This is a genomic window from Desulfomonilaceae bacterium (assembly GCA_041662605.1).
GTDB lineage: Bacteria > Desulfobacterota > Desulfomonilia > Desulfomonilales > Desulfomonilaceae > CAJBEZ01.
This window is the reverse complement of the sequence record JBAZSD010000013.1, coordinates 62,966-76,307: the sequence shown is the minus strand read 5'-3', so window position 1 is coordinate 76,307 and position 13,342 is coordinate 62,966. Positions and strand designations below refer to the sequence as shown.

The 13,342-nt window shown below is 46.7% G+C and carries 12 protein-coding genes; 6 read left to right on the top strand and 6 right to left on the bottom strand.

All coding sequences use genetic code 11. The annotated features are described in order from the left end of the window. Positions 1 to 88: 88 nt before the first annotated feature. The 5 genes from WC647_11725 to WC647_11705 form a co-directional block, all read right to left on the bottom strand. On the bottom strand, positions 89 to 1,060 hold the full coding sequence (locus tag WC647_11725) for a hypothetical protein (protein MFA6222971.1): 972 nt from the start codon (positions 1,058 to 1,060) through the stop codon (positions 89 to 91). Positions 1,061 to 1,463: 403 nt separating this feature from the next. Next, positions 1,464 to 2,690 (bottom strand): (Fe-S)-binding protein, encoded by a 1,227-nt coding sequence (locus WC647_11720; protein ID MFA6222970.1) that lies wholly within the window; start codon positions 2,688 to 2,690, stop codon positions 1,464 to 1,466. A 61-nt stretch (positions 2,691 to 2,751) separates the two neighbouring features. Next, positions 2,752 to 4,356, bottom strand: a complete 1,605-nt coding sequence (locus WC647_11715; GenBank protein MFA6222969.1) for a hydrogenase iron-sulfur subunit — start codon at positions 4,354 to 4,356, stop codon at positions 2,752 to 2,754. 7 nt (positions 4,357 to 4,363) lie between these two features. Beyond that, positions 4,364 to 5,422 (bottom strand): FAD-dependent oxidoreductase, encoded by a 1,059-nt coding sequence (locus WC647_11710; protein MFA6222968.1) that lies wholly within the window; start codon positions 5,420 to 5,422, stop codon positions 4,364 to 4,366. A gap of 167 nt (positions 5,423 to 5,589) precedes the next feature. Next, positions 5,590 to 6,333 (bottom strand): tetratricopeptide repeat protein, encoded by a 744-nt coding sequence (locus WC647_11705; GenBank protein ID MFA6222967.1) that lies wholly within the window; start codon positions 6,331 to 6,333, stop codon positions 5,590 to 5,592. Between the two features lie 189 nt (positions 6,334 to 6,522). Between WC647_11705 and WC647_11700 the strand changes: the two genes are divergently transcribed. Next, positions 6,523 to 7,410 (top strand): glycine--tRNA ligase subunit alpha, encoded by an 888-nt coding sequence (locus WC647_11700; GenBank protein ID MFA6222966.1) that lies wholly within the window; start codon positions 6,523 to 6,525, stop codon positions 7,408 to 7,410. Between the two features lie 26 nt (positions 7,411 to 7,436). Then, a complete protein-coding gene (gene glyS / locus WC647_11695) occupies positions 7,437 to 9,515 on the top strand; it encodes a glycine--tRNA ligase subunit beta (GenBank protein MFA6222965.1) in 2,079 nt (692 codons plus the stop codon). Positions 9,516 to 9,537: 22 nt separating this feature from the next. Here the strand turns inward: glyS and WC647_11690 are convergent, their stop codons facing one another. Next, on the bottom strand, positions 9,538 to 10,338 hold the full coding sequence (locus WC647_11690) for an SH3 domain-containing protein (GenBank protein MFA6222964.1): 801 nt from the start codon (positions 10,336 to 10,338) through the stop codon (positions 9,538 to 9,540). 511 nt (positions 10,339 to 10,849) lie between these two features. Here WC647_11690 and rpmH point away from each other — a divergent pair. The 4 genes from rpmH (at position 10,850) to yidC (ending at position 13,340) form a co-directional block, all read left to right on the top strand. After that, positions 10,850 to 10,984 (top strand): 50S ribosomal protein L34, encoded by a 135-nt coding sequence (gene rpmH, locus WC647_11685; GenBank protein ID MFA6222963.1) that lies wholly within the window; start codon positions 10,850 to 10,852, stop codon positions 10,982 to 10,984. Continuing rightward, positions 10,926 to 11,330 (top strand): ribonuclease P protein component, encoded by a 405-nt coding sequence (gene rnpA / locus WC647_11680; GenBank protein ID MFA6222962.1) that lies wholly within the window; start codon positions 10,926 to 10,928, stop codon positions 11,328 to 11,330. The genes rpmH and rnpA overlap by 59 nt, the downstream gene beginning before the upstream one ends. Then, positions 11,330 to 11,542, top strand: coding sequence for a membrane protein insertion efficiency factor YidD (gene yidD / locus WC647_11675; protein MFA6222961.1), 213 nt, complete (start codon positions 11,330 to 11,332; stop codon positions 11,540 to 11,542). Before rnpA ends, yidD begins: the two co-directional genes overlap by 1 nt. A gap of 64 nt (positions 11,543 to 11,606) precedes the next feature. Further along, positions 11,607 to 13,340: a membrane protein insertase YidC gene (gene yidC / locus WC647_11670; GenBank protein MFA6222960.1), complete on the top strand. Its 1,734-nt coding sequence runs from the start codon at positions 11,607 to 11,609 to the stop codon at positions 13,338 to 13,340. Positions 13,341 to 13,342: the final 2 nt, after the last annotated feature.

Below are 13,342 nucleotides of genomic sequence, written 5' to 3'. Positions count from 1 at the left end.
TTAGAGTATTGATTCAACAAGTAAAAAAACAGGGTTGTAAACCCTGTTTTTTTGGTGGAGGTTAATAGCTTTTGGGGCTATGCGAATTTCAAAACTGGAGGGCAAAGTCCATGTAAGGGCCTTCTACATTTACATCGGTAAACAGTCTTCCACGATTTCCATCAAGTTTCCATTGCTTATAACCAACCTTGAAACCAGCGTCGACATTTCTACTTATGGGAGGCGCTATGCCGGCGAACATGTCCCAGGTTGAAAGACCGAGGCCATCAAAACTCATCCAGGTGAATCTCGCTTCCAGATAGGGTTTGAACCATGAGAAATAACCGGTATTCGTGGGTTCATAACGGACGTGGGCGCCTATAGCAGGTTGCAGGATCGTTTGAGAAAAATCCGTTGAGGCTCCCTGCTCCTTGGTAACCTTTTGCGTCCATTTGATGATATTTAGATCGGCGTTTGGCCCAAATACGAGATCTCTTCCGAACGACACGTCATAATCGCCACCGACTGTGAATGTCGTGATACCAAGGTCGGACTGAATAGCGTCCCCGCTCTTTAGAGCCATTCCTGCGAAATTGGCGTCAATGGGAATATGACCGGGACCAGCCCATGTCCAGGGAGCGTATTCGAGTCGAAGCGCCACCTTGTCCCAGAGTCGCAGCTTGGAATAGAACTCCCATAGCGTCTTTTCGTCGGGAAGCCGTAAATGTCCGCGGAAGCTCAGAAACGACCCTTCTCCACCTCGGCTCATTGGTTTGGATGCTCCAGTTAATGAACTAAAGAAAGGCCGAATGCCGACTTCGAAGCTGTAACCGCGCTTGGGGCAAAGTATCTCAGCCCGCGCTTGCCCTGCGGCGACATCCCAACTTGATTCGCCTATTCTAGGAAAAGAGCGGGTCGAACCGAAACTGGGACTCTGTGAGTTCGCGTCTGAAACATTCACCTTTACAGGATAGCGATAGGCCGTCCGCTCCCAGGCCAACGCCAAACTAGACAAGCCTAACAACATGATTAGGACCAAAGTTACAAAACAAGGAATTCGATTTCTGCCCCTTGCTACCATAAGCGTACCTCCAGCCGGTGATGAACCGGAGTGTCTAAAACCGTTAATTATGAAAAATCTTTTTAATTCGAGAATGGGCTTTAGTTCTCCCCGGGCCGCACCATTTTTTCCCCTGGGGTTTGAAACTTCGCAAAAGCGAATTTTCAAACTATGCTTATGATGCCTAACCCAAACCAGCCACAAAGTCAAGTAATTTATATATAAAACACAGCATTATTTTAATATATTACAGCTAAACTATAATGTAACTTATTAGCTTTTGGTTGCTGTGTTTTTATTTTGAACAATAATTTGAAACAGATTCTTCATGGTGAATCCACTGGAACCGACGAACGTCACGACTAGCATGCCCATGGCGTCCAAAGATGTTACAAAGAACAGTTAATGATTGATCTAACGAGGACTAGGAGTCTAGTGGTTCCATAGCCTCCACAACCAGTTCAATGACGGATTTAATCTGAACAGGCATTTCATAACGGGCCTGCAAGTCACCAAGTTGTGTGAGACAGTTTTGGCAAGATGTAGTGAGAATTTGCGCCCCGGTTCTTAGAATTTGGTCTCTTTTCAAGACAGCGTGTTCCAAGCGTTTCTTCCCCATGTCAGAATTTTGACTGACGCTGCCTCCGCCACCGCAGCAGATCGAATATTTCCGGTTAGGCCACATTTCCACAAAATTTGAACAGATATATCTCAGGAGTTCTCTGGGTTCATCATAAACCCCAACCTTTCTTCCCACATTGCATGGATCATGATAGGTGACGGCTGTATCGATTGCTCCCTGTTTCAATTTGAGCTTTCCTTGTTTGAAATACCTGTGGGCGAGTTCAACAATCGACAGTACCTCGAAATCGATCTTTTCCCCCAGCCAGTTTTCTGCGTCCTTTCTGAGTATCTTGAATCCGTGGCCACATTCTGTGGAGAGGAGGATTTTCGCTCCCAGTCTTCGAGTCTCGTCAACCATGGCCCTGATCAAGGCGACAGCGTCTTCCTGGTCGCCCAAGTAATAGGGCCAGTTAGTTATGTCAAACACCTTGGATGACAAAGTCCAGTCAGCCTCAACATGAGCGAAAAATTTCAGATAAGCCTGAAACAAGGTGGGATTGGAGGTGTATTCCCTAGGGTTAGGCATATACAGGATTTCGGCCCCTTCAAGGTCGAATGGGACCTCTGAGGCTTTTTCAGAAATTTCCTGCAGTTCTTCTTCGCATTCCTCAGCAATCCACTCCGCTGTTTCCCGAAACTCTTCGCCGTCGATACCAGTATTGTTACCAATTTCTCTAATCTTCTCAATCCCTTCACAGAGACGAGCCGGAGCCTTGCCTTGGCTCCAGGCCAAACCACGGAGTCTTCTGATTATAGTGTCCATGTGGATATCTTTTGGACAGTCGGTGGTGCATCTTGCGCACAGGGTGCATGCCCAGATGAATTCTGAATCCACGATTTCCTGTTCTCGTCCCAGAACGGTTTTCCTGATTATTTTACGAGGATTAATTTCGGGATAACTCTGACTGAGAAAGCATCTGGATATGCACTCTCCGCAGGTCAAACACAAATCAGGGCTCTCAAAAGACATTGAGGGGCTATCCGGCCTGGCATGGTTGGTAGTGTCAGAAATGGTGACGCTGTTCATCTATTTTCTCCAATGGTTGGTCATTTTCTTGCGAAAACCGTCTCTCTGCCTTTAACAAAGCTCATTCTTTTTCGAATGATCTGACAAAATCGTCGACTAGCTTTGACATGCGCTGGGATTCGTTGGCCGCCATCGTTTTGTGAGAAACCAGGGAGTTGTTCCCAAATATGGAATTGAGTCTTGACGCGACTGAGCTAACTCTGGCCTTTGCCCAATCTGTTCCATTATTGGAGCGACAGTTCCCATGATGGCAGCCCAGGATAAGTAATCCTCTGGCTCCAGCAAGAAGTGTCGCCGACAAGATGGATTCGGAAAGACGCCCTGCGCAAGAAACGGGGGAAAATATGACGTTAGGCGGTAAGCTGATCTCGGACAAGGCCCGACCTGCAGACCGATAACACCCAAAAACTACATAGGGTTTGCTTGAAGGCGCGAATCTGAGTTTTTCAAGCATGCATGAAAACCCTTCTTCTGGAAAATTAGTGAGATCCATGGCCGTTCGTGGACACTCCGCAACGCATATTCCGCATTCAAGGCATCTTGAGTCAGCAATACTGACCCTTGATCTGGAAGGTTCCGGCGACAAGGAAATGGCTGAATGGGGGCACAACCTGAGACAGGTAAGACATCTGATACATTGATCCGAAACCGAAACCTTGGCTTCGGAGGGTGATTCAAGAGATAGGGAGGGCCATGACAACGCCTCGGCAGCCGCAGCCGCAGCGGACCAGGAAGTTTCCATAAGATCCACCATTCCCACGGATGGACCCACGCAGTAGACGCCCTTACAAAAGGATTTCCCATTTGAGCAATGAACGCTGTCCTGCAAGAGGAACCCTAGATGATCAGTCTCCCTGATCAGCAACGAACTGAAAAAACCTGGTATTTGAACGGGGATTGGATTACAGGCCATGAACACCTGTTCACTCTCGAGAGTAAAGACAGTTCCTGTTTCAATAACATCTTGAACTGATATCCTGAACTTGGCGTTTGAATCCTTGTCATCGGAAAGCGGTTCAATTAGTGGGAGTATGTTTCCGAACCTAAAAAATTTAACTCCGCCCGATCGTGCCTGGCCGTACAATTTTTCACCAAATAATCCTCTCACAGGAGCATGTCTGAAGATTATTGATGACTCCCCCCCCGCCAGTTTATTGTTGAGAGCCGTTTTGATAGCCTGCATCCCTATGGAGGGATCTGTAATCTCATCATAATCAAGCACGACAGTCACGGATCGACCCGAAACCCGATCAAAGCAATCGGGGGTGAAACGCGTTACGGTGTCAGGCGCTGTTCTGGGGAGAGAATTGAACTCCCCCTCTGTAGCCACGAAAATGGAGTTGAAAACGCATTTATAACCATCTTCAAAAGTGACCAGGAATCCGTTTTGAATGGGCGCGATTTCTACTGGGGCCGAAGCCGATACAGTCCCGGACTGAAAAGTGTTCTCAGAAAGTATCCTCAGGAAGGCGTCAAACTGGGAACTCTCACAGTTGTAAAAAAGACTATCCGCTTTTGGTCCAAAGATTACCTGGGTTACTTGCGCACCTAGCCTGTTTAGCGATGAAGCCACGATAGAAGCTGTAAGGCCATTCCCGACAACCATCGCTGTTTGGGCGATTTCAAGTCCTTGATGATCATTCGTTAAAAAATTCTGATTACTCATAATTACCTCAATTTGCCTTTTTCATATCGGCAATTATGGCAGAGGCGACTTTGCCTGCGCTTATGGAAACGTCCGAGATAGACCCCGGTCCTGAACAACATCCAGCCAGGTAGACTCCTGGCACTGCGCTTCTGGCCGTGTCTAAGTCCGACTGAGTCTGAAAGAAACCGAACTCATTTAACGGGACCTTCGTCAAGGACGAAATCATGGTTGCTGAAGCAGGTGGACGTTGGCCAACGGAAAGCGCTATCTGATCAAAACGCTCTACAATGTTTCTTCCGTCAATTTCGGTGATTATCTGCAATCCGCCTTCTTTGAGAGGCAAAATTTCACCCGGAACACCCTGAACAAATCGTATTCCTTTTTCGAGCGCCTCGTCTAACAGGGTAGGAGCTGTTTTCCCAGCAAGCTGAAGGTCGATGTAGAAGACGGTAATCCTGGCTTTGGGGAGCTTGTGGGCCAGCTTGAGGGCAGCCCTGATCGCCGCCCCACAACAGTACTGCGAACAGTAGTCGGCCCCAATGGTTTTGTCGCGGGAACCTACGCACTGGAAAAAAGCAAAGTCCAGTTCAGCCTCTTCATTTGGAAAAGACTTCTCAGGATGGTTGGATCGAAGGGCTCTGTTGAGATCAGCCAGTGTAATCACCCCGTCGATCCGGCCGTAGCCCCAGAAGCCCTTGTCTACTGGATCAAACGTCTCGAAACCGCACGCGATAACCATTGCCGACCCATTAATAACCTTTTCGGCTCCGGATATCCTATTTCGGACTTTTACGCCTTGAATCCCGTATTCGGAATTAATGACCTCCAACAATTCATGTGCCGTCAGAATTTCACTTTTCGAGGATGACGCCACTGCGTCTTCATAGTCGTAAACCATGCAGCATTCGCAATTCTTGCACTCATCTGTGGCCATGCAAGCCCACTCCTTGACATGGCCGCCCAACCTGTCGGATTTCTCTATTAGGGAGAACGCCAAGTTATTTTGGGAAAGTAACCGGGCCACGGCGAGTCCGGCTATCCCGCCTCCGACTATTATCACCCGCATCTCTTCGCTTCCAGACATGACCAATAGTGAAACCTCTCAACCCAAATTTGGGAAGCCCTATTTGGAGGGCGTAGCGCTTTGACCAAGAAATGATACACGACGGCTTAATGAAAACGTATACGTCATAGTAATCTTGATTCTGGGCAAAGTGAATTTGCCCATACTAAATCAAACCTGAAAATTTATTACCATTGTGACCCTTGAAAAACAGAGGGACTGGAAGGACTAGGTCTTGAAATGGATAGGTCCATCGAGGAGTTAAGATCCTCGAGCGCCTGCTTTGGCCTGTTAAGGTTTGCAAGAGCGATGGCTCTGTTGTTTATGGCCGTGACAAAATTCGGCGCGAGCCCTATCGCTTTGTTATAATCCTGCAGGGCGTTTTCATAATCTCCCACGGTAGACAATATGTCCGCTCTCAATTTGTATAACTCAGCGTTTGATGGCGCTAGGCGAATAGCGCTATTAGCGTCCTCAAGGGCTTTTGAAGTCTGTCCAGTCGCAAGGAACGCGCGGGCCCGACGGCCCAAAGCTGAAGGCGCCGTGGGCGCTAACTCCAGAGCGGCCGTGAAATCCGCTATGGCTTCTGAAGGCCTGCCATTTTCCAAAAATATCGAACCTCTTCTCAGGTAGAACTGACTTTTGGTAGGATCAAGCGATATGGCCTTGGTCAATTCCTTTATTGCCGATGACCTTTTTTCCAGTCCGGCAAGGGCAACCGCCTTGTAATATGTAAGGACAGGATCCGAGGCAGCGTCGCTCGATCGGGACACCAAATTCAGCGCATCCTGGAATTTCCCCTGTTCCAGCATCAGATGAATATTCGAGTAATCGGGTGAGGCCACTTGACTCATGGCAGGGTCACAAAGAAAGACAAGCGCGTAGAATGAGAATATAAAGAGAATCAAATCGTTTAGTCCTGCTCTTCGCATATAATATTTTCCTGTGGGATCTCCAAGTGTTTGTCGCCGGATTATAGCCGGATATTTCGCGTTAATCAAATGTCAGAGCGGACCTTGACTTGTCAAAAGCTCTAATGTTACGAAGAACAGATAACTCGATTCTGCATTTATTCATACAAAGAGGGTCGGGGATCAATCAAGTTCAGGAAGGCTCCGTCAATGCTCACGTTTCAAGAATTAATTTTCGCTTTGGAAAGGTTTTGGGCGGATCACGGTTGTGTCATACAGCAACCCTACGATGTAGAGAAGGGCGCAGGTACTATGAACCCTGCGACTTTCCTCAGAGTTCTTGGACCTGAGCCCTGGAATGTGGCCTATGTAGAACCATCCAGGCGGCCTACCGACGGCAGATATGGAGAAAATCCAAATAGACTCCAGAGTTATTATCAGTATCAGGTTATTCTCAAGCCTTCCCCTCTTGAAGTTCAGGATCTTTACATACAATCGTTGGCTTCAATAGGAATTGATCCATTATGCCACGACATCAGATTTGTAGAAGACGACTGGGAGTCCCCTACACTCGGCGCCTGGGGCGTGGGCTGGGAGATATGGCTTGACGGTATGGAAATAACCCAATTTACGTACTTCCAGCAGGCGGGAGGTTTCGACTTAAAGCCAGTCTCCGTAGAACTGACCTACGGACTTGAACGAATATGTATGTTTCTGCAAGGAGCGGAAAGCGTATACGATCTTAAATGGACCGAAAAAATCACTTATGGGGATGTTCACCACAGGTCGGAAGTGGAGGGATCTTTCTATAACTTTGAGAGGTCCGACTCAGCCATGCTGATCAAGCTCTTTTCAATGTATGAAGCTGAAGCTGAGGCTTTGCTCGACAGTGACGAACCATTGGCTTTGCCTGGTTACGATTACTGTTTGAAATGTTCCCATGTTTTCAATCTACTTGACGCCCGAGGCGCAATCAGCGTGGCGGAGAGAACATCTTACATTCATAGAGTCCGAAATCTGGCGAAAAAAGCGGCCCAGGCTTTTTTGACCCAACGCGAATCCATGGGATTTCCATTACTGAGGCACGTGAACGATTAATTTCTTAGGGGATGAAGGGCGGATAGATGAAAGGCGAATTTTTACTTGAAATAGGAATAGAAGAGATTCCGGCCGGATACATAAAGCCGGCGCTCAAATCTCTGGCCGATTTATTGTCACGTGTTCTGGAGAACTCCAAGATCACCTATGGGCTGATTGAGACCTTCGCCACTCCCCGTCGCCTTATCGTAAGAATCTCAGAACTGGCGGACTCGTCCGATTCGCGAATCTACGAGAAAACAGGTCCACCGCTGTCTTCAGCGTATGATGACTCGGGTAAACCTACAAAGGCCGCTGAAGGTTTTGCGCGGAGCCAGAGCATTGGGGTAGAAGACCTGATAACAATCCAAACTCCCAAAGGGTCGGTTGTGGGAGTGAGGAAGACCGAACAGGGAAAACCGACGAGCGAGATTCTGTCTCTGGCGCTTCCAGAACTCTTTGAAAAGGTTTACTTTCCCAAGACAATGCGTTGGATGGATCTGGAAGTAAGATTTGTTCGTCCGGTTCACTGGATTGTAGCGATCCTCAATGGAAAGGTAACACCGTTTACTTTTGGAAATATCTCCAGCGGAAATCAAAGTTTTGGCCATAGGTTCGTTCACCCCCAAGCGTTTTCTGTCTCATCTTTCGATCAATTACGAGAGCGCCTTGCCGAACAGGGAATAGAGATAGATTTTGAAAAACGCTTGGGTATTATAAGAGACAAAGTAAAACAGATGGCCCAAAATGAAGGTTTGAGACCTTTCGAGGATGAAGCTCTGCTGGACGAGGTTTCTTTCCTGGTTGAGAGCCCTCATCCAATCGAAGGTTCTTTTTCCGAAGAGTTTCTGGAACTGCCTGCCTCGATTCTGATTACCTGTATGAAAAAACACCAGCGATATTTCTGTCTTCAGGACGCGCAAGGTCGAATCAGAAACAGGTTTATCGCTATCAATAATACACCGGTAAAAGACGAGGAGGTTTCTAGAAGAGGTCATCAACGGGTTCTAAAAGCAAGATTGGAGGACGCAAGGTTTTATTTTAGGGAGGATAGAAAACAGCCTCTTTTGGGTCGCCTGGACTCTCTAAAGGGAGTGGTCTTTCACTCCAAACTTGGGACCGCGTTCGAAAAAGTGGAAAGATTCTCTTATCTGGCTCGTAAGTTGGCCCAGATATGGGCCCCGGAAAAAATATCGCAAGTTGAACGAACAGCGCTCTTATGCAAATGCGATCTTGAGACAGGAATTGTTTATGAATTTCCTGAACTTCAAGGAATCATCGGAAGCTATTACGCGAGACTCGATGGCGAATCTGATGAGGTCGCTACCGCCATTAGGGAGCATTACTTGCCGACGCGCTCCGGTGATGATTTACCTGAAGGAGTCCTGGGAGCGATTGTGTCAATTTCCGACCGGATGGACACCATCTGTGGATGTTTTTCTGTTGGACTAATACCTTCGGGGGCCGCGGATCCCTATGCGTTGAGAAGACACGCTCTTTCGATAATTCAGATTCTGATAGGTCATGAATGGAAGATGGATCTACCATGGTTGATTGATCAGTCTGTCAGCCTTGTGGAATCGAAGCGAACCCGACCTAGAGGGGATGTCGTATTGGAAATCCTGGACTTCTTTAAAGCCAGATTCGTAAATTTTCACGCCGGAGATTTTGGGCTCGATGTTGTTGAAGCGGTGGTCAGAGCCGATTTCCAGGACATAGTAGATGCCAGGCGGCGCCTGGAAGCCCTTGCCGAATGGAGGAAGAAGCGAGATTTTGACTCCATTCTGACAGGCGTCAAAAGGGTTGTGAATATTTTGAAGGACCAAGAACCAGGAGCGTTGATGCCTGAACTCCTCGAAGCGCCATCTGAAATAAGTCTTTATGAGAAACTGTGTTCGGTGGAAGAAAAGTGCGCAAGTTCTTTTGAAAAAAGAGATTACTGGTCCGCGCTGGAGACAATGACAGGACTCAAAGACCCAATAGACACTTTTTTTGATTCTGTCCTGGTCATGGCTGAGGACCCGGGTATCAGACGAAACAGGCTGGCCCTGTTGCGTCAGATTTCAAGATTGTTCAGCCAGATAGCCGATTTTTCATTTATAGGTTCGACTGCCGATACAAACTGATTTACCCTTTGCTACTGTAGGACTAAACTGCGCCCTCCAGCTTTACGTAGCTGTAATCAACCCAACCGGCTTTGCCGGAGGGCGTGATGATCCTGAACCAGACTTTGTCTCCTGCCACTTTTTTCTCTGTGACCTTAATAACTTGTCCTGACATGAGTTTATCAACAATCTGAGCGTCTTCGCTGGGCTGTTTCCTAACCCTGAGGTTGTCCGCGATAGCCTTGGCCTTGCGGGTCAATCTCATCGAAGATGAGTCCGTCGGGTGGTCATTATTCTTTTGGGAGTCCGGGACTGACGTGGAAGCGGACGAAGCCTTGGCTTCCTGAGCAAAAGCGTTTTGGAGCGAAGCGGATTTAATAGTGTTTGCTTTTTGCGGAGCCGATTCTTTCGGAACGGGCTCATTATGTCGCAACCTGAGGTCACTGGTGAGTTTGTTGGTTCTCATTTGAGTCAACTGGTCTTTCCCAAACACCTTTAGAGCCTTGAAATTAAGCTCCACATCTCTTCCCAGCTTTTCAACTATTCTTTTTGTTTCGTCTATCGAATGGCCCTGCTCCTCTACCTTGGTATAGAGAGCCTTAATCTTGGAGTTGTCCCTGGTTTCCTTTATCGACACCCAGAGGAAGTGGGTTTGGGCCAGAGCGGTGACCAGAACCACGCCTCCGATGATCCACGAAAGATAGCGAAACGGGAAAAGCAGTCTATCTTCATCTTCAATGAGAAAAGATGAAGCAAGTTTCTTTTTGATCCACATTCGCCAAAGCACGACCAAGCTTACAATGCAAGCTACCTGTAGTATCGAGAATATGATTTGTAGCGCCATATTAAGCACCTCTAGTATATTAATGACTGGAATTATCACTAGAAAGAGATAAATGCAATGATATTTAATAAATTATATTATATTATATTCATAATATATTGTTTTAGTAGATTAATTTTATTAACTTTGTGTTAAGGCCGAATTGGCCACAAAAATATATTTAGTCGAGACATGGTACAATAATTGCTTGATATACAGGCATAAAGAAGAAACTAAACCATACCTTTTCAAGCCCTCCGCGAGGGCTTTTTTTTTGCTTCGACTCTAATAAGTCGATTGTATTGAACAAATGTTGGGACCGCGCAAAGAGGTTTGGGAGATGTTCGAATTTTGTTGATCTCTCCAACTGGGAAATATTTTTACAGTTGGCTGTCTGTACGGAGAGAAATTTCACCACCGCAGGTTATACTGGAGCGTTACCCGCACAGTTGGGAAAAGGGTCTTGACTTAGTGTTCAACATCTGATTGAATCAGCCTTTTAGAAAAATGATCGAAGGTTGGTGATTGAACAGTGAAACGGACATTTCAACCTAGCAATCTGTCTCGAAAAAGGACTCACGGTTTCAGAGTTCGTATGAGCACAAAGAATGGACGTATTGTCCTCCAGAGGAGGCGAGCCAAAGGACGCAAAAGGCTTACCGTCTAGTTCTTGCGATCTTAAGCTCACCAAATTAGACCGAATACGCCGATCTGAGGATTACCGAGAAATTATGATGAAGGGGCGAAAGATTAGAACGCCCCATTTTGTTATCCGGTGGCGCGTAAATACACTCGGTATTCCAAGATTGGGGATTTCTGTGAGCAAGAAGGTCGGAAACTCTTGCGCTCGGAACAGGGTGAAAAGAAGACTGAGGGAATATTTCAGGCACAACAGGCACAAGCTGTCTGGTTGTATGGACTTGGTTATAGTTGCGGCTCAGGGGTCATCCGATCTAGATACGCGAAAGATCTTTGAAGAACTTGACAGAGCCGTAGAGCAAGGTTTTTTGTAGTGACCCGAAAATTTTTGATTGCACTCATAAGATCTTATCAAATTTTTTTATCCCCGATATTTCCTTCATCGTGTCGTTTCATCCCCACATGCTCCGAATATGCTTTGGAGGCCATCGAATCCCATGGGCCGCTGAGAGGAACCTACTTGGCTTTAAGAAGGTTTCTGCGGTGTCGGCCATTTGGACCAAAAGGCTTTGACCCGGTTCCTTGAGGACTCAACCGATAGTGCGTAACTATGTACCGTTCGTGGAACATTTAAGGCGGGATATCCAATAATGGATCGAAATTTACTGCTGGCCATTGTTTTGTCGGTGTTGATAATCGTAGGTTTTCAATATTTCTTTAATGCTTTTGCGCCACCTACTCCCGTCAACGCGCCTTCAACAGTTGAACTTACAAAAAAAACGGAAACCCCTGCTAAAAAGGCATCTGAGGAACCAAAGGTCTTAAAGGAACAGGGTAAAACCGCTCCTGAACTGTCCTCGACGTCAACCGCAGAGTCGGTGGATCAAAATGTTCCTGGCGTTCAAGCCAAAGAATCGCTCATAAAGATTGAGACACCGAAGTATGAAGCCGTCCTAACCAATATTGGCGGCAAAATAATCTCTTTCAAGCTAAAGGATTACACAGCCAATCTTGGTAGTCCAGAGTTGGTTAATCTTTTCCCACCAGAGGGACCGGACACATCTGAGCCAACCATAAGACTTACCCGGTCGAACGAAGTTTTCTCGGACGCCAAGCTAGTTTACACCTCCGACATGAAAGACTTATCGGTGGAACTCGACAAAGCGTCCCCGGAAAAATCGGTTGTCTTCCGAGGGGTTTCATCAAGTGGCCTCGTCCTATCCAAAAAATTCACATTCCATGCTGACAACTATTTAATTGATCTGTCCTATGTCCTGGAGAACAAATCCAATGAAGACAGAGATTATCTCGTCACTCTGCCATTGAGAAAATATTTCTCCGATGATTCGAAACAATTCAGTTGGAATAGTGTGGAAGTTCTACTTGATGGGTCTCTCAAGGACTACTATTTCAAGGACGTCAAGGGCGAGGAAGAACTTTCAGGGCATGTGGAATGGGCCGGTCTTGGAGAAGTTTATTTTTTCAAGGCCTTGACTTTTCCCCGGCAGCCTGCGGCCAAGGTTACATTTTTAAAACCGACCAAAGAAGGAGTCGCAGAAATACTAGTTAGATGCGGCTCAATTAATATCCCATCGGGGGGAAAGTCCACTGAGACGCAGGTAGGCCTTTATCTGGGGCCAAAAGAGGCGGACGCCCTTCAAACGGCCGGCGCCAATCTTGGTAGGGCCTTAGTGTACAGCAACTATCAAATCTTGAATGTTATGTCCGAGTACCTGATGAAATTCCTGAGATTTTGCAATTCAGGCTTCACTGTTTTGGGTTTCAAGGTTCCGGGTACGGGGAATTATGGCATTGACATAATAATTTTGACGTTACTGATAAAAATTCTTTTTATCCCTCTAACTCACAAAAGCATGAAGTCTATGAAGAGAATGCAGGATTTGCAGCCTCACATAGCGAAACTAAAGGAGAAATATAAGGACGACAAGTCTGCGCTCAATAAGGCCACCATGGAGTTGTTCAGGGACAACAAGGTGAATCCTCTCGGCAGTTGTTGGCCGATGTTTTTGCAGATTCCCGTTTTTATAGCTCTTTATCAAGCCCTTTCTTACGCTATTGAACTACGGCACGCGGCTTTTCTGTGCATTCCTTCCATCTACCTGTGCATCCAGGATCTGTCGGCTCCGGATCCTTACTATGTCACACCTATTCTAATGGGTGGGACGATGGTTCTACAGCAGTGGATGACTCCGTCGGCAGGGGATCCTATGCAGAAAAAAATGATGCTGTTGATGCCGGTGGTTTTCACTTATATGTTTTTGAGTTTTCCATCGGGTTTGGTCCTTTATTGGTTGGTCAGCAATATTCTTTCTATCGGACAACAATTGCTCACAAATAGACTAACCGCTAGAACAGGAATTTAAGT